The sequence below is a fragment of the Polycladospora coralii genome (assembly GCF_014773435.2).
GTDB lineage: Bacteria > Bacillota > Bacilli > Thermoactinomycetales > Thermoactinomycetaceae > Polycladospora > Polycladospora coralii.
On record NZ_JACXAG020000001.1, the window covers coordinates 55,400 to 75,212 of the forward strand.

The window sequence follows — 19,813 nt, forward strand, 5'->3', positions numbered from 1 at the left end:
AATAAGCTAAACTTTCATATCGATATTCAATTGGAAACGAGTCGGTATTTCTTGTGAATCATTCTGCCAGTGACGATTTAGCACCGAAGGTGATAGCCAAGTCTCCTTCAGTATATACGGTTGGATTTGTTTCATTTCATCGGCCGAAAGCTGTCCTTGTAACCATTCATGTATCCAGTTGTAACTAGGGGGAGTAGACATTTATTCACCTCCATCAACCCTGTACCCCTATTATCACCAGCTCAGCATTCGTTATGTCTGACACATTTTACACCTATGACCAAAATCCTTTTAGCAGTATAAGTGATATTTCAACTCCTCCGCTCGTATAAATGGGGTAAAGGAGGAGTTGATGTTGTTACGTCTTCTTATATTACTCTGTTGTTTTATCCTGCTTACCGCTTGTGAAACGGTGGATACAGGCTCGAAAGCATACGCCGTTCAAAAAAATCAGGATCCAAACCAAAAATCACTGGAAATGAATGAAAAAAAAGACAATGAATATACAGATACAGAAGAAGAAGAGATTAATCTCGAAAAAACACTAGCTGACATCAGTAGTCATTATGAAACAAAAACGGAAGAAATGCGATTTACGATGCAAATTGCAAGTAAATCTGGAGTGAAGATATATACCGGTACCCAAAACAATCAAGACTGGTCTCTTCATGACCCTGAAGCGAAACAAATATTAATTGAATCTAAAGATGGGAAGATCGATGCCTTCTTTTCTGGCCAAAAAGAGACGCTGACACCTGATCAGATTGGACTGGTATCTCCACTTGAACATTTAACATTTATTCAGGATAGCTTACAATCCATCCGAACCAAAAAAATCAAAAGCTCAGATAATGCAATTGAGACTTGTATTGAAATCACAATTGATCATCAACGATTGAGCGATAAGTTAAAAGATCGGTTAACAAATGATAAAAAAATTGTTTTTGATCAAGACACCGTTATCAAGTATGAAATTTATTATCAACCCAAAAGTTTATATTTAACTAAGCTTAATATGGACATTGCAAAGGCGGACGATGCTGGTAAACACGACCTCACCTATACGATTCAAAATTAAACGGAATACGAGGGAGTGAATCATTCCCTCGTATTCCATTAATGATATCCTTTGACTTGTTGATGGATTTGTCGGATCAATGTAGTCGATAACGGGTATCCTTTAGCTATCGGATCATCTTGCACATTTTGAATGAGCGCTTCTTCATTATCTGGTGTGATCTGGAAGTCTGAAAACCCCGTTGGCAATCCTACATTTGCTTGTAAATCCCTGATGGACGGTATGACATGGTGCGAATCGATTTTTAATGCACTTGCAAGCTTCTTCATCTTGGGTTCATAAAAGGTTTGCAAGTGCTCCATTACGACTGGAAGCAAAACACTGTTAGCTAAACCATGTGGAATACGAAAAAGTGCGCCGTATGCATGTGCCAAATTATGAATCGGAATTGCATGTAGCGCGTAACTAAAAGCTGTAATTCCCATTAAACTAGCATAGAGCATTTCCATACGAGCAGATAAGTTTTGTCCATCAGCAACCGCAATCGGTAAATGTTTGAATATTAGTTGAATCGCTTGTATAGCCACTGCATCCGTAATTGAATAGGCTTTAGGAGAGAAAAAAGCTTCAATTGCATGCGTTAATGCATCAAATCCGGTAAATGCTGTAATGAAAGGCGGCAGACCGACCGTTAATTTCGGATCTAATACAGCCATATCTGATGCAATATATGGATGGATGAGATTCATTTTTTGTTTACGCTGTTCATTGAATATTACAGAAATAGGAGATATCTCTGAACCTGTTCCGGCTGTCGTAGGAATTGAGATGTGCGGGATAGGCATCGGCTGTGCGCGGGGCCACTCTTCTTTATAGATGCCAATCGTAAAAGCAGACCCAATATCTAAGATTTCATGAGTCATACAATATTTAATGGCTTTAACTGCATCAAGCACACTGCCCCCTCCAATGGCGAGTAATCCATCTGCTTTTTGTTCTCGTACATATTGAACTGCACGATTAATGGAAGAACAACTTGCATCTTGCTCGATGCCCGCATACACGCCAATCATTTCTGTTGATTGAGCGGGTGCAGACGCGAATGTAGCTTGAACTTGTTTTACTACACCTGAGTCAACGAGTTGTGAATCGGTAATAATGACAACGCGTTTGGCATTCATTCCTTGAAATAATTGGGGGACTAAGGAATGTGAACCGATACCACTATGCACAATTGTACGCTGTTGAAAAGTGCGTATATTCAACTGCAATCCTCTCCTTTGTTTAATCTATATCTATAGAATATGAGCGGTCTATTTCTTCCATTGTTTTACCTTTTGCACGAGCTAAAATCTCCATACGGACGCGAAGCTGTTTCATCATGAAGTTGTTTGATACCTCTATAGGGGTTCCAAAAGCATCTTTCTCATTGCCATTCATACCTTCTTCTTGAAATTGAATGGCTAGTGGTGTCAATTCCTCCATCTTTCTTTCTACTACATGAAAAATATCGTTATCCTCTGTAATGAGCCGTTGTAACAAGTAAGTTCCATAGGCAATATGTCTTGATTCATCTTTTTGAATTAAACGAATCCCTTCTAACAGACCGGGTAAAATGCCATTTTTTTCAAGTGCCGAGTAGAAAGCAAAGTAACCTGTTTCTGCAAGAACACCTTCCACAAACATATTGTATACGGTGGCTGCTTCAGCAATTGCCTTTGGACTATGATCATCTCTTAACCGATCCATAGCACAGGGCAATATTTCATAAAACACTTTTTTATAGGCAGGCGTATGAAAATGAGATAAATCTCCAACTTCTCCAATAGCTACACATACGCTGTTGAAAAACTCGGTATGTTTTGCTTCTTCGTACAAAAATGTCGTGAGATACATTTCTTCTTCAAGGCGCTCTTCTTTGGCAATGACCATCATCAATGGTAAAAGATCAAGTGTTACAGCTTCCTCTCCCCCTTGGAATTGCGATAGTAAACCTAAAATTTCTTCTTTTTGCTCTACATTCAGCTTTTTCCAGTCTGCTTGATCTTGGGTGAAATCAATATCTTCAGGATTCCATATGCCATGTCGCTTCGCTTTTTGATAAAGTCGATAGGGGACCGTGTTTACCATAATATTGTTCTTACCTGTACTTATAATTTGCTTTCTCATTATAAAACCTCCTAAAATTGTTTAGATTGAAGTTTATCCCATAAGCATGTACAATTAAATATATAAGTTTAATTATTCTGTTTCTTGATTGTAATTGCTTTCCTTTATCGTAACTGAACCATTCTCTTTGTTCTATTCCTATAAATATAGGGGTGAATAAACTGATGATTCATGATGAAATAACCCAATTCATGAAGAAGATCGAGTCTATCTGTGATTTGGAAATGAGAATTAAAGTCTTACTGAAGGGAAGTGCAGAATACTTTCAAGTAGAACGTGCCTCTATTTTTACTTATTCCCCGATTAATGCAATGGGACAGGGTGTAGTAAGGATGGATCTTGATGGTATCTTTTCGATTACCAACATATTAGAAGATGTACGTAATATTCCATCTCTTCATGCTATGATTTCAACTAGTCAAATCGATTATCTATTGCTCGATCAGATCCCACCCACATTTCCGACAAAATACATTAAGCAATTTAACCTAAGCTCACTTCTTATTATTCCACTGCGCTATTTTGCAACCGTATTTGGATGTATTCTCATAGATCCTATCATTCAAAATAAGCAAATCGACTCGCTACACATCCAGAAAATTGTATATTATTTTCAACAATCTAGTCATATTTTTAACCCTCAAATGAAGAGGAGGAAACTTTTAAGTCCGAGAGAAAGACAAGCACTTTATTACTTATCGAAAGGTCTAAATACAAAAGAAATTGCACATGAGTTGTTGATTAGTGAATTTACAGTGCGCGATTATGTCTGTTCAGCAATAAAAAAATTAGGCGCACAGCATCGGACAGAGGCAGTTGCGATTGCTCTAAGACAGAAAATGATTGATTAGAGGAGGCGTACACGATGAAGAGACCTTGGGATCAACATGTTGCGAAGGGAAATCCGAAACAAATTGATATCCCGAAACTTTCATTACCCCAATTCTTTATGGACGCTGCCAAGAAATATCCGAAGCAAACTGCCATTACGTTTTTTGAACAGACCTATACGTATGAAAAGCTGGCTGATTCGATTCAACGGTTGGCATCAGCATGGGTTCAATACGGGATAGAAAAGGGAGATCGCATAGCGATCATGCTACCCAATTGCCCAGCATATCCGATCAGTTTTTATGCGACTGTACAATGTGGGGCCATTGTGGTACAAGTCAATCCGATGTACCAACCAGACGAACTCTTACATGTTTTTCAAGATTCAGAGCCTCGTCTGTTGATTATTTTAGATAAACTCATACCAGTAGTTCAACCCATATTAGATCAAACTTCTATTACCCGTGTGATTGAAGTCTCCTTAGATCGACATGACCCCTTTCATCAACTTTTGCAACAAACACAACTTACCTCAACGTTTCCTATCATTGATCCTCCAAAAGATGTAGCTGTCATTCAATACACTGGCGGCACAACCGGACGCTCCAAAGGTGCGATGCTCACGCATTACAATATCGTAGCCAATACATTGCAAGGTGCTGCAACGGCGCGAGTAATCACTGAAAAAGGGAAAGAAAAATTATTAGCGATCGCTCCGCTGTGCCATGTATATGGTATGACTGGCGCGATGTGTATCACGTTTTATAATGGCGGGAATCTCATTTTAGTTCCAAGATTTGAAGTTGAATCGGTAGTCAAATTAATAGAGAAAATGAAACCGACTCATTTTCCAGGTGCACCAACGATGTACATTGCTCTTCTGCAATATTATCAAAAGCATTCATTTGATTTAAGTTGTCTAAAAGCATGTACAAGCGGTTCGGCGCCACTCCCTGTGGAAGTGATAAATCGCTTTAATCAGATTAGTAAAACTTCTGTATCTGAAGGGTATGGATTATCGGAGGCTTCACCCGTTACACATCGCAATCCGATTGTAGGGATACAAAAGCACGGTAGTATCGGCATTCCAGTTCCGAATACGGATGCCAAAATCGTCGACATTACGACAGGTGAAAATACTTTAGCTTGCGGTGAAGTCGGTGAATTAATCATAAAAGGACCACAAATCATGAAAGGGTACTGGAAAATGCCGGAAGAGACAGCACTTACACTAAGGGATGGATGGCTCTTTACAGGCGACTTAGCCAAAATGGATGAGGACGGCTTTTTCTACATTGTAGGGCGTAAGAAAGAACTCATTATTGCAAGCGGTTACAATGTTTATCCGATTGAAGTAGAAGATGTCCTTTATCGTCACGAAAAAATTCTTGAAGCTTGTGTGATTGGAATACCTGATGCTTACCGTGGAGAAACCGTGAAAGCCGTAGTGGTGTTAAAACCAGGTGAACAATTATCAGCAGAAGAGTTGATATTATTTTGTCGAAAGCGCTTAGCTGCTTATAAAGTACCTACCCACGTTACTTTTACAAATGAACTTCCGAAAACATTCGTAGGTAAAATCTTAAAAAGAAAATTAAAAGAGTCAGGAGCGTGACCAACTTGTATTTACGTTTAACTGAGGAACAAAAAATGGTACAGAAGTCGATTCGGAAATTTGTAGAAAAAGAGTTAATACCGTTAGAAAATGAAGTGTTACGTAATGAACGTGCTCATCAGCCCAGTTTATCTGCGGAACAATTAGCTGCATTACAACGAAAAGCGCGCGAAGCAGGCTTTTGGGGGATCCACACCCCCAAAGAATATGGCGGTGCTGATTTAGGTAATGTCATGCTCGCAATCGTATTGATGGAGGTTTCTAAGACATTCGTTCCTTTTCAATTCGGAGGATATGCAGATAATATACTCTACTATGCCAATGAAGCACAAAAAAAGAAGTATTTAATTCCCACCATTAATGGTGAGAAGAAATCTTGTTTTGCAATGACAGAGCCAAATGCAGGGTCTGATACCCAAAATATTCAGATGACTGCAACTCGCACAGGTAATGAATGGATATTAAATGGGGAAAAAACATTTATCACAGGTGGTAATGAAGCAGACTTTGTCATGGTAATTGCCATAACGGACAAAGAGAAGAACCGTGCCAATCGTCGCGATGGCATTACGTGCTTTATTGTCGATCGTGAAATGGGTTGGGAGTCCAAGTATATCGATACCATGGGAGAGTGGGGACCGGCATCGCTCATCTTTAATGATGTGCGTGTACCAGAAGAAAATATCTTGGGGCGTGTAAATCGGGGCTATGATTTAGGACTTGAATGGATTGGTTTTGCGCGCTGGATCGTCGGAGCACGTGCTGTAGGTGCTGCTGAGCGTCTTTTGCAGATGGCGATTGATTATGCGAAAGAACGTACCACTTTCGGTAAGCCTATAGCAACACGCCAAGCGATTCAATGGCAAATTGCTGATTCAGCCGTTGAAATTGAAGCTGCAAAATGGCTTGTCTTAAATGCAGCTTTTACACTCGATCAGGGAGAGGATAATCGTCATCTTGCTTCAATCGCTAAATTATATGGTTCAAATATGGGGAATCGAGTGGTTGATCGCGTATTACAAATTCATGGTGGGATGGGATATACCAGAGAATTACCGATAGAACGTTGGTATCGTGAAGCCAGACTATGGCGTATCTATGATGGAACAGACGAAATCCAACGCCTTATTATTGCCCGCAATTTATTAAAAGGTCATGTTAAACTAGGATAGTGGCATAGAATAGGGAGGAATCATGATGAATGGACGTTTTAAAGACAGAGTCGCTTTTATTACAGGTGGTAGTAGAGGGATTGGTAAGGCGATTGCCCAGCAATTTGCAGATGAAGGCGCTCGGGTGGCATTATTAGATGTAAATGAAGCTGCATTAAGTGAAACGAAGAAACAATTTCAAGAATGCGGATATGAAGTATATACCCAGGTAGCAGACGTCACTAACGGTGAGCAAGTAGAGAAAATGATGGATGAGGTCTTTCAAACATACGGATCACTCGATATCTTAGTAAATAATGCAGGTGTGATTCGCGATAACTTACTTTACAAGATGACCGATGAAGATTGGCAAACCGTTATGGATGTTCATTTGAAAGGAACATTTATCGCATCACGGGCAGCACAAAAGTATATGATACAAAATCAATACGGTCGCATCATTATGCTATCATCAACTTCGGCATTAGGAAATCGCGGGCAAGCCAACTATGCTACTGCTAAAGCGGGTTTACAAGGTTTAACGAAAACATTAGCGATTGAACTAGGCAAGTATGGCATAACGGTTAACAGTGTAGCACCCGGCTTCATAGAAACAGATATGACGAAAGAAACTGCAAAACGGATCGGGATTTCATTTGATGAATTGGTTGCAGCATCTAAATCGATGATTCCGGTTAATCGGACAGGTAAACCAGAAGATATCGCGCATGCCGTTACCTTTTTTGCTGATGAAAGCTCCTCATTCGTTAATGGTCAAGTATTATATGTAGCTGGCGGCCCCAAAAATTAATGAGGGGGAGTTAATCATGTTATCCCAATTTATTGGCATGCGTTCGGATAAAGTGATGAATCCGATTGAGAGAGGTGCAGTGAAAAAATTTGCAGAAGCAATAGGGGATCCTCATCCCCTTTATTTCGATGAAGAAACGGGCAAAAATTCAATCCATCAGTGTAATATTGCGCCTCCGACTTTTGCAATCACATTAGATTATGGGATCATTCCTAATTTGCAAAGGATAGGAGCAGGTTTAATACACGGCGAGCAACAATTTCATTATCAACGCCCTTTACATGTAGGGGAAAAGATACAATGTTATCAGCAAATAACCGATTATTACGAAAAGAAAGGCAAGTTAGGTGAGATGGGATTTCTGGTGGCAGAAAAAAGAGGATTAAATGAAGACGGGCATTTCATTTTTGCGATGAAACAAGTCGTCATCTTAAATGAAACTATTCGAAGGGGGTTAAAATCATGATTCCGATATTATGGGATCTAGAAGTAGGTGACACACTCCCTGAAATTCAACTCCCTCCAGTAACGAGAATAGATTTAATTAAATATGCAGGCGCTTCTGGAGATTACAATCCCATACACACGATTGATGATGAAGCAAAAAAAGCGGGACTGCCTGGTGTAATCGCGCATGGCATGTGGACTATGGGTAACTTAGCTAAGCTTTTCACACCTTATCTGGAAAAGGGCTTTATACAAGATTATCAAGTTCGATTTATGGGCATGGTTTTTTTAGAGGATCGTATTACTTTAAAAGCAACTGTGAAAGCGACTGAGGAGAGCAAGGTCACTTTTTCGGTAAAAGCTGTCAATGAAGCTGATCAAGAGATCTTAGCCGGGCATATTGTATATCAGGTTTTCTGAAACACCTAAGAAGGAGTGTTATGAAATGAATGCATTTGTTGTTGGTCTATCCGTTTTCGTATTTATATTCGGAATGTTCTTTAGTTTAAAAGGGAATATGAAACTCAGCTTCTGGACACTTACTATAGCTTGTAGTCTATCGTTCTTTTGGGGCGTTTTTATAAATGGTAAAGACCCCACATGGTATATACGATTTCTCTATCTATCTTTAGCCATTTATTTACCAGTGCTACTTGCAGGAACCTATCTATTGATGCGAACAATCACATCCAATATGCATCAAGGGATTATTGAAAATACGACAGTCGATGCGCCGCAAAGTAACGAGCAGAATAGTAGAATAGGGGCATAAAAATAGCCCCATTGAAGCTTTAGTGATGAGGCTTCTTTTTTTTGCGAACATAAAATAAGGACGGCTGTGACCAAAATCACATCCTAAAGTTGCTTCATATGCTATATTAAGGACATATCAATCATCTGCTTATGAATTTGACTGAATTTAAATCGTTCAAGGATGGGAGAGGTCTATATGTTTTGTCATCAATGTGAACAAACCCCCGCAAATGGTTGTCAAGTGATTGGTGTATGTGGAAAAAATGAAACGATTGCCAGTTTACAAGATATTTTAGTTTTCGCTCTTAAAGGGATAGCTGCTTATCGTACGCATGCTGACCAACTTGGTTATCATGATCCATTTATAGATAAAACAACACATGAAGCACTATATATGACCTTAACCAATTCCAATTTTAATGAACAAGAGCATCTGGAGATGGCGATGACAGTAGGTCAATCAGCCATTCGTGTTATGGAACTACTCGATCAAGCACATACAGATCGTTTTGGAATTCCAGAACCGGTGCAAATTAGTCAAAATAAAGTTGAGGGAAAAGCTATTCTCATTACGGGTCATAATCTCTTTGCTTTAGAAGAGCTACTAAAACAAACGATGGGGAAAGGGATTAATATTTATACCCATTCCGAAATGTTACCAGCCCATGGCTATCCGCAATTGAAGAAATACGCACATTTAAAAGGAAATATAGGGAAAGCTTGGTATGATCAACGGCGTTTATTTGAAGATTTTCCAGGTGCAATCCTAGCCACTACCAATTGTGTTATGCCCATCAAAGGCAGCTATGCCGATCGCTTTTTTTCCTATGAGGTAGCGGGATTGGAAAATGTGACTAAAATTAAAGAGGATGATTTTTCACCGTTAATTGAACGCGCGCTACAATTACCTACTGCGGCTATGCCTTCAGAGCAGACACTGACGACAGGTTTTCATCATCAAACTGTGATTGGTATTGCTCCTGAAATTATTAAGGCAGTCAAAGATAAGAAAATAAAGCGGTTTTTTGTCATAGCAGGTTGTGATGCACCAGGAAAAGGAGGAGAATATTATCGCGAGCTCGCTACTTCACTCCCTCCTGAAACCGTTATTATGACGACTTCGTGTGGAAAGTTTCGTTTTAATGATGTGTCATATGGTGTTGTTCCAGGTACAGATATACCGCGTTATATAGACTTAGGACAGTGCAACAATTCCGTCTCTACTGTGAAGATTGCACTTGCACTAGCAGATGCATTTGAATGCGAAGTAAACGAATTGCCTATTAGTATCGTCTTATCTTGGTTTGAACAAAAAGCGGTCGCCATTCTACTCGGACTCTTTAGTCTGGGTATCCAAGATATACGTATTGGACCCAAAGCACCCCATTTTATTTCACCTGGTGTTTTAGAAGTCTTACAACAGAAATTTAACTTGAAACTTATCGATAATGTTACGGATGATATGGAAGTTATGTTACAGCAGTAAGTGGAATGCCAAACAACCGGATTGTGATCTTATGTAGATCGCAATCCGGTTGTCTATTTGTATGCGTTGGAACGTGGAAATCTTTATCCGCTGGATCAAACAAAACTTAAATGTAAAACGTTTATTTGAAACCACCCCTAATGCCATATATGGCAAGATGTACACTGCTCTTATTACCTATTTTATAGGGCAATGTTTATATCTTTACTGTAAGACCCATCGTCATTTTCAAAAACTGAATCGAATTACTTTTTTCTTTGCGTTACAACACGGATCCCTTCCAATTAGTTAGACGGTTTCTGTATACCATGCGTTCCAGCATTTTAGCATCGACACCACTGTTACAAAATATGTATATTATAGTGGGTGCTTGTATAGAGGTGCATACACTACATCAGGAAATAACTGAGGGTTGTCAGTATTCTGAACATTTGTTTAATCACCCGTTCTGATCCTGTTGAATTCTAAATCCCTGCCCCTTGAGTTTTCTCCTCTAAAATTTCATCGCATTCTTTAATAAGGATAAGGCTTACCCTATTTTAAAAAAGTATACTTTAATATTGCTCTTGCTTTGATGCACAGTAGCTAATAGAAGCTATATCTACCAATTCTTACAGGATGACAGCGTGATAGGGGCACACTATCCATGATTTGGTAAGGAAACTCTTCTACAGAGCCTATTTTTTGATCTTGTAATAAAGTGTGTATACGAAAAAAATGTCTCTGTCATTAATATAGAGAGGGAGGTGTGATATGCGTAATAAGGACATTGATGTTCAATCAAAAATAATTCCAATCAAACAAGTTAAAAGTGAACAAGATTGTCCGAGACTCTGTACAGATTCAGGTTGTGGTATTGGTAGTTGTGGGTGTTTCATCCCTTTTTTGAATGCATGTGGCTGTTTAAGTAATGTGATAACCGTAACAAATGCAGATGTAAAAATTATTACAAGAAAAAAACGGATATTTTTTACTTATCGTGCGAGTGACTGTATACAATTTTCGCTAATTAGCAATCCTTCTAAAGGAAAGTTGTTGATTCGAACATTCAAGTTTCCAAATAAAAAAAATCACAATAAATCAAGAGGATTTATTCAGATAGCAAGTGGTGAACGCATGATTCGTCGTACCATCTTCTTGGGTTTTAATCAAAAAAGATTTAAATGTGGGTGCAAACAAGGAGTTCATTAGACATGTGATTGAAAATGGGTCATCTAAAAAACAACCTATAGGAATTGTTTTTTAGATGACCCTAATGTTTTTAACTTTTAAAAAAATTACTTGTTTATACGTGTGAATCTTTTGATAGAACCAAGAGAGAATCAAAAAAAATAAACCTTCGAAATAGTGATTACGATTATTCATTCTAAAAGAAAGCAAATTTTGAGGGGATTTCACTTGCCCATACATGACTTGTGCAAGGTACTATTGTATTATTCATAGCGTAAAAACAAGAGAAAATCTTTAGAGTTGCACATGAATGGGTTTTAAAGTTTTTTTGGGCCAGTCAAACTTGAGGATTACAAGAAGATAAAGTTGTTTATATATCTCCTTTGATACTTTCTTCGTCTGTATGTCATATGCATAGATGGCTCTGACTTGTACCGTTCTTCCTCCTTTATCTGTGATCCATTTGAATGGCTTAGGAGTAGCTATAAAATAGATGTTCTTTCCATCAGGAGCGTATTGTGCCTGATTCAATTTAGAAAAAGAAGTGGTATCTGCTAATAAAGGAGTGTATTGACCACTTTTGATATCCAACTGATACAAAGTGTTCTTGGCATCTGTAGTAAACGCATCACTTGCAGTAAATAAGACTTTAGTCCCTTTTGGAGAAAAGGATAGATCGTGCACAAATTTGGAGATGGTGCTAATTTGCTTCGATTTTCTATCATGAATTGTAATCAGATTGATCTGTTTAGTAGAAGGCTCTAAGGGCGTTTGCGTTTCATTCGCTCTGGATACTTTCTCATAATCTTCTTTTACGGATTGAGTCAATGTTACGATCTAATTTTGGAGAGCATTATAATCAAAATAAACCATACTGCGATCCTTTTCTGATGAATTCCAAACATCAGATGTGTGTTGATTTAGATCATATGTGGCAAGGTGAAAGTTTCGATGGTTTGGCAATAATACTCTCATATACACTTTCTGTTGATTCTGGTCTAAACGTAAATAATCTACATAGCGAAATTGGTTAGTTAATTGTGTTTTTTTCTTAGTATCTAAGTCCAATTGAAATAATTGTGTATCCCCATTTGCATCTTTGGTAGTAAATAAGAAAATGTTTTTCTTCTCTATCCACAGAGCGGAAGGGTAATCTGTCATCTGCTGTTTGTACAGTAGGACATTTACTTTTTGTCTAGGATTAGCCAAGTGATAATGCGTTGTTAGGTTTTTATCCGTAAAAATCACTAACATTTTGGAATGATTAGAGGAAATAGCAACGCTTGTGTCTATTTTTAGTAAGCTTATATAAACGCCAAAAGTGATACATATCATCAAAACAAAACATACAACACCTATAACTCTTTTTTTCTTTTGAAGCATCCCATTGCCTCCTAATGAAAAAGAAGTAAAGAGGTTCATCTCTTTACTTCTATAGCATGTCCTAACTCATTAATCGTAATAAAACCCTGATGCCAGTCCATCAGAAAGTGGTCGTCCTAGTGCTTGTAAATGCCTTGGGCATTACATCTAATACCATCTTTAGGCAATGTACCTGTATCCCATTTATAAACAGTAACGCATGTTTGCTGGCTATCTACATGAGCTTTAATTGCTGTTACAGCAGATTCTAGCGAAAGTGTGGAACAGATATTTTTCCATTCGTTTACTATGTGGAATTTCATTATATAGGCACATAAGTTTGATTTAAAGTCTGTAAGGAGATTTATTATAAGAGAGCCAGAATTACTGAAGTAGTGGGTAACTACAGCTTAAAGCGTTTTGGAGATCATCCCCTAGTTCCTTTGTAGGAGTTACTTACAGAAAATCTCCCCGATGAAGGGGGGACTGGGTATATCGGTCAATTTAATTTAAACAAAGACTGAATGTTAACTTTTGAGTTTGACAGTGAAATCACTTTTAGAATTCATGGATCATCGGAGTTTTGTAAATTAGTAGCCGAGCAATACCAGGATGGAAGCAGTAATCACACATAGGACAATGCTTGATCCACATAAACTGATCAAAACACGGGTATTTAAAGGAAGTGGTTCGATGTCATTTGTTTATGTTGCGAATTCACCATTGGGGAACGTATCGGTCATTGATACAAAGGTAAATCAACTGATAGCAAATATCCAAGCGAATGGAACACTAATCCAAGCGATTCTATCACCCAACGGCCAATATGGTTACATTTTAGGGACTGTTCCTAGTAATGTGACGGTGATTGACACAAAGGACCATAGCGTGATCGCTCAGGTACTGGTTGGAGATGTGTTTTTTCTAGCCATACCAACTACACCTATGATGATTACCCATGATGGGCACTGGATTTATGTAGCCAATCAATCCAGTGGTAATGTAACCGTCATTGACACCAAAGATTATCGCGTCGTTGCAAACGTTCAAGTAGATAACAGCCCTGTAACTATAGCCATCACCCCAGACGATCAATACGCTTATGTGGTAAGTGCTCCTTCGGGCTCTGCTTCTTCCGTAAACGTGATTGAAACAAAGACCAATCAAGTCATTTCGACGATAGGAATTGGAATGTTGGCTATCGCAATTCGAATCTCACCAGATGGACGAAATGCATATATCTGTAATCGTGGAAGCAATAATGTCTCCGTCATTGAAATCAAAGAAAATCGAGTCATTGCGACTGTTCAGGTGGGAGCTAACCCACGATTCCTTGAGATCACAGCAAACGGACAATATGTTTATGTGACAAACACATCTGAAAACACAGTATCCGTGATTGAGACCAAGACCAATCAAGTGATTGCAACAGTTGAAGTGGGCTCAGACCCATTCACCCTGCGTATTACAGCCGATGACCGTTATGTTTATGTTGCTAATGATGAAGGTACTGTCTCCGTGATTGAAACCAACACGAATCAAGTGATCTCAACAGTTGAAGTGGGTACAAATCCTTACGACCTGAGCATTACAGCCGATGACCGTTATGTTTATGTGCTAAACAGGGGAGTGAACACGATATCCGTGATTGAGACCAAGACCAATCAAGTGATTGCAACAGTAGATGTGGGTTTCGCCCCAACAGGAATAGCCATTACACCTTAGACCAATGGCTAATCTTGTTGCTTCTCGGATATGATCAAAATGTTTCCAACGGGTGTAATTTGAATGGTCGTATGGGAAATTGCTTATCGATATGGATATAATCTGCTTTTTCGAGCTTGGCTACCATAAGCATAATTGTCTGTCAGATCACATTTGTGTTTATTTTCATTTATGGGAGAGCTTTTTCTTTTTTTTTGATATACTGACCGCAAATATAAGTCATCTCAATTGTAGGCGTGGGGACAAATCCATTTAATCTTGAAATCACATCTGACGGACAGTATGTTTATGTTGTAAATAGTCAATTTTTTAATTTTTCAGGCGGGAATACGGTTTCCGTGATTGAGACCAAAACCAATCGGGTCATTTCAACAATAAAAGTGGGTACAGATCCATTCACTATTGGGATAACCTCCTAATAAATAGACCTTTCCAATATGGAGATGGAGCGAGGGCAACCTCGCTTTTTCTATACGACAGATTGTACGTTTCCTGGCATGGTAAAGGGGCAACTGATAGGATAAAATATTCAGTAGATAATGCACTTTCAGATACATTTTGGGAGAAACGGGAAAACAAAGGGTGTCTTAAAAGGCAGACTATCTATTTTTAGAAAGGACTGATATAAGATCAAAAGGACATTATCAAACTTTGTGCTCATTTTCATGCTCATGATATTGACATCATGTCAATCATCAGGAGAAGAAGTACCTGTACAAGACAAAAGCACAAGGGTTGTACAAGATATTTTTAAACACCATTACTCCGTATCATTACATCAATTTGGAATGATTATGAAAAAACTGGGGAGTGCCCAAACTGTAGAAGATTTAATTTACGCAAATGGAATGGTAGATGGTTATTTAACGAGTAGCTCACTATTTGTTCCCGGAATGACTTTAAATGAGAGCGAGCTGAATCAAATAGTAGATCCATCTATAAGAGAAGATGTATTAACGCTATTCAAAAATAAAAAGGCTTACCTTCAAGACTTGAAAAGGTTATTGGATAAAAAAGATTTATCAGGAATACAAGAAAGAAAAGATAAATTTAACGATATTTACAAGCTTGAGCGCCAACTGAATGATGATCGCATTGTAACAGGCAAAGATAATGAAAAGTACAAAGAACAATTAGCACAATTGAGCGAAATGATTCGTGTCAAGTAAAAGAAAAATAACAGAATATTCATCTATCCAGTATGAGCGCATAAGCGCTATTTTTTATGCCACCAGGGAGGTGAGGCGAGAGGGAACTAATCGATGGAACATCTTATGATAATTGAAGCAGAGAAATGAATCTTACACCAAGGTATATCTTTTCCTGATGCTGCAATGAAAATGAAGGATATAAACGAGATATGCAATCAGACATTGATTTGTTCGTGTGGATTTGAAGTGGGAACTAAATTATGCGAAAATGATTTTTGGGACAGCCTCTTATACTTCCTTTTAATTGACAATCTGATAAACACACTTTAACTAGGTTCTGATATCTTTTCCACTTTTCGATAGATCGAAAATATACATGATTACAGTGAAGAGGAGATGTGTTTCGGTGCAAAAAAAGTTAAAGATCCTTTTAATCATTATGTTTAGCTGCTATGTGTTTTTATCTATAGGTCGTTTTACATCTGCTAATGAATATCCAATTACACGAGATTTAAAAGATGATGTATTAATTGCAACTCTAAGTCCAGCAATCTATTCTTCGATTACTGGACATTATGGAAAAACAAGATTATTTGATTCAGAGAAAATTTTAAGTATTGAACAGGACGACCCAGGAAGTAATGTGTATACTGTGCAAGTACAGGTAACCTCTTTTGAAGGAGCTCATAATCCCCCTTACGGACTAGAAACTGTCACTCTTCGTGTGAGTTTCCCTGGAATCACTGTTGTCGATTTCAAACACAAAGTAGTAGATATCAACCCCATACCCCACAAGGGATGAAATGACTAAACAAGGCAGTGTAGTTATCAGCTAGCTGATTTGTAAGGATTGATCATATCCTTCATCGCTGAACGGGTCCAAGAGATGTTATTATTGATTCACTGTAAAATCGACTTCTGGATATTTCTGTCCCAGTTGCGTAAGGATTGATTCATCCGCGCTTTTTAAATGTTGATTAAAGAACGCTAGTGTAAATTCATTGATCACTTGGTGATTATACATTGGATTTTCGTTTTTCGTTAGAAGTAGAGGACTGTAAAGACTCGAGTCAGTAAAGCTATGATGTCCCGCGTTTGGAATGACTATAGATAAACCACCTCCGACAACGCTTTTCAAAAATCTTGCCTCGATCTCATCCATATATTGCTGTAACGCTTCCTTGTTCATACCCATAAGCTGAATCAATTCTTGATCAGAATATGAGTCAAGAAGCTTATTAACCGTCTCTCCATTCCGAGTAGAATCAGCAGTCATCAGGAAAAACGGCTTTCCCACTCCGTTTTCAGGGAGCGGTTCTCCAAACAATCCACCATCCATGTCGATGGCAGCTATCACTCGCTTGTCTTTCATCAACATTTGGTAAGCGTTAGCACCTCCAAATGAATGTCCGAACATACCGACTCGCTCTAAATCAAGCTTACCCGAAAAGCGATTGTCCTGTTTGTTTAATATTTCAAGCTGATCGAGTACAAAAGAGGCATCTGCAGTCCATATAGGCATAATCGCATCCATTACTGCAGTGGATATATCTTGATCCTTTTCTATTAATTCAACGGTTCGCCCATCTGGAAATGTCGTCACGCCTGCATAATAGGTATGTTCAATGCTGACTACAATATACCCGTGACTGGCAAGTTCCTCAACTTGAAAGATGTTCTGATTACGATGAACGCCAAAACCATGTGAAAATAGCAGCACAGGATATGGTTCTTGAACCTGAGATAAAACAGAATCGGTTATAGAATGAGTTTGAACAAAATCAAAATGGTTCATTGTGAAAGGTGGAAGGTTAAATTGTTTCGCTAGCGTATCTCTCACTTCTGGTACATCATCCAAATAATAGTTGAATGGCTTTTCGGTTTCAGCACTGGCTGGATACCAGATCTTCACCATAAGCTCGCGCTTCGCACTTGAATCATCTCCAGATGTTTCCGTACGATTTTTATCAACCCAATGATAGTCTACTGTTCCTACTGAATAGTCTCCCGTTGGTTCAGGTAGTGAAAATACTGGAAAAACAAGCGGGGGAATAAGAGAAATAATCAGAAAGATGGTGAATAATACGAATTGAGTAGCCACACTGGACCATTTTCGTCTCATCACTTTATTTCTACCCATATAGAAATAAACCGTTAACAGAACGATCGTAAAGTATGCTGGAATCATACGCCAACTCATACCTTCAATGATAATTTGTCCGGCTACCATTGTGTATCCAAGAAACAGGGGCCAAAGTGATCGTATCGTTGAGCCCGCTTTTTGCCTTCTTATAAGCACGCCATACAGCAGTCCAAAATTGACAATAATTAGCACGATCTCCCAATTTCTCATGTTTATGATCTACTCCTAACTCCTCAAGAAATATGTATAAAACGTTGACCATATATCCAGGTGCAAGTCATCGTATTATTTTTAAATTCACTATAGTGTGTAACTTTTACTTGCTATTGATTTATTTTGTAAATCTATTTTTCATAACCTAAATGTTGTCGCATGATGGGGTACCATGTGTGTTGAATTCGGTGCTCTTCTTTTAGTCTTATGTTTAATACCATCTAAACGCTATCCACATAAAAAATTAGAACGCGTTTTCGTCTCAGTTGCTGTACGAAGCCATATGGGGGTGTTTAAATAATTAATCGGGAATTTGAATGTGCTAATCTCCTTTCTTATTTAACGAGTTCAATTTAATGATAACATCTTAATTATCTAACACCAATACACGATATAGTTATTTTTATGATTAATCAGTAGTTTCAATGAATTATAATAGGGTACACTTGATTATTAACCATAACTTGTAATTTGAATAGTAAAGCTTTTCAATTACGGTAATCTTGCAAACTGTTTTAACAGCGGATGAAGAGAAAAAAATTGTAAAATCAGTAAGAAATAAATCCGTGCACACGAATAAACTGACCTTCTGTACGGCGATATGAGGGTGGGTTATTTTTTGCTTAGTGTGATTGGTATCTGAATTGGAATACGTCCCGAGAACGAATATACGCCATTCTGAGCAAAAGAAGTGAAAACCGTCGATATTAAGCGAGTGCCCCGCGTGCTTTCATCAAACAAAAAACGCCATGCGGCTTGATCATTGCCATCGCTTTGCCATATCTCTACTTCCACCACACGAGATGGGACTGGCTCTGCCCACTTCGGCCATCGTGCCCGCGAGTGTATATCATTTTTAGCTAATGGATAAAGTAAAGCGTGTACTATACAGGATAATTGATGGAGGATCTTCATGAATACCAAAAGTTTAAAAGTACATGTAGAAGACGCAGTTGCTAATGTTCAAATGGATCATGGTGAAGTGAATCTACTTACTAATGAATTCATTTTAGAATTACAACATATAATCGCTGAGTTGAATAATGACGAACGGATTAAAGTCGTCATTTTTCGTTCTATGAATCAACATTTCTTTAGTGCGCATTTAGACCTCAATGTGATTAATCATGAGAAAAAAGGCATTGCTGGGACGAAGAACTTTATGAACCTGATTGAAGATACCAAAAATATGAGGGCCATTACATTTGCTATTGTGGATGGTATCGCACGAGGTGGAGGAAATGAATTTGTGATGGCTTGTGACATCGCTTATGGAACAGAGAATGCTGTGTTCGCTCAGCCTGAGATAAATACAAATATTCCTCCTGGTGGTCAGGGGACTGTTCAAGCAGCACTCCGTTTAGGTCGTACAAGAGCATTGGAATTTCTTCTAACTGGCACTGATATGGATGCTCCTACAGCAGAACGATTTGGTTATATTACTCGCTATATTCCATCAAACGCCATTGAGCAAACCCTACAACAAGTGGTAACCCCTTTAACTTTTCTTGATCAACGTAATATTGAAATGATTAAGGAACTTGTTGATTTAGCCATAAAGGATGAAAAAGCGGCAATAAAACTTGAAAGAAAAATGTTTACTGAGCGTGCAGGGGAAGGAAAGACACAGTACTTAATAGAGAAACTCTTAAAACATGGCGCTCAAACGTCTCGAGAAATTCAAATTAAAGAACTATTAGCAGACGTTGTGGCAGAAGTTACACAAGACATTTCCCTAACTAAATAATAACACACACATAGGACAATT

The 19,813-nt window shown here is 38.3% G+C and carries 21 protein-coding genes; 15 read left to right on the forward strand and 6 right to left on the reverse strand.

The features are described from left to right. Positions 1 to 6 precede the first annotated feature (6 nt). Entirely contained in the window at positions 7 to 201 is a 195-nt protein-coding gene (locus tag IC619_RS00325) for a hypothetical protein (RefSeq protein WP_191138122.1), read from the reverse strand. Between the two features lie 151 nt (positions 202 to 352). Between IC619_RS00325 and IC619_RS00330 the strand changes: the two genes are divergently transcribed. Further along, the gene (locus tag IC619_RS00330; protein WP_213260781.1) at positions 353 to 1,078 is read left to right on the forward strand and encodes a hypothetical protein; all 726 of its coding nucleotides are present in this window, start codon (positions 353 to 355) and stop codon (positions 1,076 to 1,078) included. A 38-nt stretch (positions 1,079 to 1,116) separates the two neighbouring features. On the opposite strand, the gene IC619_RS00335 is transcribed toward IC619_RS00330, so the two are convergent. Further along, positions 1,117 to 2,283 carry an iron-containing alcohol dehydrogenase gene (locus tag IC619_RS00335; protein ID WP_191138124.1) on the reverse strand — a complete coding sequence of 389 codons (1,167 nt, stop codon included), beginning with the start codon at positions 2,281 to 2,283 and terminating at the stop codon, positions 1,117 to 1,119. A gap of 19 nt (positions 2,284 to 2,302) precedes the next feature. Continuing rightward, positions 2,303 to 3,187, reverse strand: coding sequence for a R2-like ligand-binding oxidase (locus IC619_RS00340; RefSeq protein ID WP_191138125.1), 885 nt, complete (start codon positions 3,185 to 3,187; stop codon positions 2,303 to 2,305). Positions 3,188 to 3,351: 164 nt separating this feature from the next. Here IC619_RS00340 and IC619_RS00345 point away from each other — a divergent pair, with 164 nt between their 5' ends. The 9 genes from IC619_RS00345 to IC619_RS00385 all read left to right on the forward strand — a co-directional run bounded on the left by IC619_RS00345 (position 3,352) and on the right by IC619_RS00385 (position 11,472). After that, the gene (locus IC619_RS00345) at positions 3,352 to 4,038 is read left to right on the forward strand and encodes a response regulator transcription factor (RefSeq protein WP_191138126.1); all 687 of its coding nucleotides are present in this window, start codon (positions 3,352 to 3,354) and stop codon (positions 4,036 to 4,038) included. Positions 4,039 to 4,052: 14 nt separating this feature from the next. After that, positions 4,053 to 5,633, forward strand: a complete 1,581-nt coding sequence (locus IC619_RS00350) for a long-chain-fatty-acid--CoA ligase (protein WP_191138127.1) — start codon at positions 4,053 to 4,055, stop codon at positions 5,631 to 5,633. Between the two features lie 5 nt (positions 5,634 to 5,638). Further along, a complete protein-coding gene (locus IC619_RS00355) occupies positions 5,639 to 6,805 on the forward strand; it encodes an acyl-CoA dehydrogenase family protein (RefSeq protein WP_191138128.1) in 1,167 nt (388 codons plus the stop codon). Positions 6,806 to 6,830: 25 nt separating this feature from the next. Continuing rightward, positions 6,831 to 7,595, forward strand: coding sequence for an SDR family oxidoreductase (locus tag IC619_RS00360; RefSeq protein ID WP_191138129.1), 765 nt, complete (start codon positions 6,831 to 6,833; stop codon positions 7,593 to 7,595). Positions 7,596 to 7,611: 16 nt separating this feature from the next. Then, positions 7,612 to 8,061 carry a MaoC family dehydratase N-terminal domain-containing protein gene (locus IC619_RS00365; RefSeq protein WP_191138130.1) on the forward strand — a complete coding sequence of 150 codons (450 nt, stop codon included), beginning with the start codon at positions 7,612 to 7,614 and terminating at the stop codon, positions 8,059 to 8,061. Next, positions 8,058 to 8,462: a MaoC/PaaZ C-terminal domain-containing protein gene (locus tag IC619_RS00370; protein WP_191138131.1), complete on the forward strand. Its 405-nt coding sequence runs from the start codon at positions 8,058 to 8,060 to the stop codon at positions 8,460 to 8,462. Before IC619_RS00365 ends, IC619_RS00370 begins: the two co-directional genes overlap by 4 nt. Positions 8,463 to 8,487: 25 nt before the next feature. Further along, complete coding sequence (locus IC619_RS00375; RefSeq protein WP_191138132.1) at positions 8,488 to 8,814, forward strand: hypothetical protein; 327 nt, start codon at positions 8,488 to 8,490, stop codon at positions 8,812 to 8,814. A gap of 177 nt (positions 8,815 to 8,991) precedes the next feature. Next, positions 8,992 to 10,281, forward strand: a complete 1,290-nt coding sequence (gene hcp, locus IC619_RS00380; RefSeq protein WP_191138133.1) for a hydroxylamine reductase — start codon at positions 8,992 to 8,994, stop codon at positions 10,279 to 10,281. Positions 10,282 to 11,034: 753 nt separating this feature from the next. Beyond that, complete coding sequence (locus IC619_RS00385; protein WP_191138134.1) at positions 11,035 to 11,472, forward strand: hypothetical protein; 438 nt, start codon at positions 11,035 to 11,037, stop codon at positions 11,470 to 11,472. Positions 11,473 to 11,745: 273 nt separating this feature from the next. On the opposite strand, the gene IC619_RS00390 is transcribed toward IC619_RS00385, so the two are convergent. Both IC619_RS00390 and IC619_RS00395 read right to left on the reverse strand, forming a co-directional pair. After that, positions 11,746 to 12,279 carry a TolB family protein gene (locus tag IC619_RS00390; RefSeq protein ID WP_191138135.1) on the reverse strand — a complete coding sequence of 178 codons (534 nt, stop codon included), beginning with the start codon at positions 12,277 to 12,279 and terminating at the stop codon, positions 11,746 to 11,748. Between the two features lie 9 nt (positions 12,280 to 12,288). Further along, positions 12,289 to 12,834, reverse strand: coding sequence for a hypothetical protein (locus IC619_RS00395; protein ID WP_191138136.1), 546 nt, complete (start codon positions 12,832 to 12,834; stop codon positions 12,289 to 12,291). A gap of 672 nt (positions 12,835 to 13,506) precedes the next feature. On the opposite strand from IC619_RS00395, the gene IC619_RS00400 reads away from it, so the two are divergent. From IC619_RS00400 to IC619_RS00415, 4 genes are all read left to right on the forward strand, one after another. Continuing rightward, complete coding sequence (locus IC619_RS00400; RefSeq protein WP_191138137.1) at positions 13,507 to 14,538, forward strand: cytochrome D1 domain-containing protein; 1,032 nt, start codon at positions 13,507 to 13,509, stop codon at positions 14,536 to 14,538. 236 nt (positions 14,539 to 14,774) lie between these two features. Continuing rightward, a complete protein-coding gene (locus tag IC619_RS16635) occupies positions 14,775 to 14,957 on the forward strand; it encodes a hypothetical protein (protein ID WP_347239738.1) in 183 nt (60 codons plus the stop codon). Between the two features lie 375 nt (positions 14,958 to 15,332). Next, a complete protein-coding gene (locus tag IC619_RS00410) occupies positions 15,333 to 15,707 on the forward strand; it encodes a hypothetical protein (RefSeq protein WP_213260783.1) in 375 nt (124 codons plus the stop codon). Between the two features lie 388 nt (positions 15,708 to 16,095). Further along, a complete protein-coding gene (locus IC619_RS00415; RefSeq protein WP_191138139.1) occupies positions 16,096 to 16,491 on the forward strand; it encodes a DUF3888 domain-containing protein in 396 nt (131 codons plus the stop codon). Positions 16,492 to 16,581: 90 nt separating this feature from the next. Here the strand turns inward: IC619_RS00415 and IC619_RS00420 are convergent, their stop codons facing one another. Continuing rightward, positions 16,582 to 18,042: an alpha/beta hydrolase family protein gene (locus IC619_RS00420; RefSeq protein ID WP_191138140.1), complete on the reverse strand. Its 1,461-nt coding sequence runs from the start codon at positions 18,040 to 18,042 to the stop codon at positions 16,582 to 16,584. Between the two features lie 916 nt (positions 18,043 to 18,958). Between IC619_RS00420 and IC619_RS00425 the strand changes: the two genes are divergently transcribed. Continuing rightward, positions 18,959 to 19,792 (forward strand): enoyl-CoA hydratase/isomerase family protein, encoded by an 834-nt coding sequence (locus tag IC619_RS00425; protein WP_191138141.1) that lies wholly within the window; start codon positions 18,959 to 18,961, stop codon positions 19,790 to 19,792. Positions 19,793 to 19,813 lie beyond the last annotated feature (21 nt).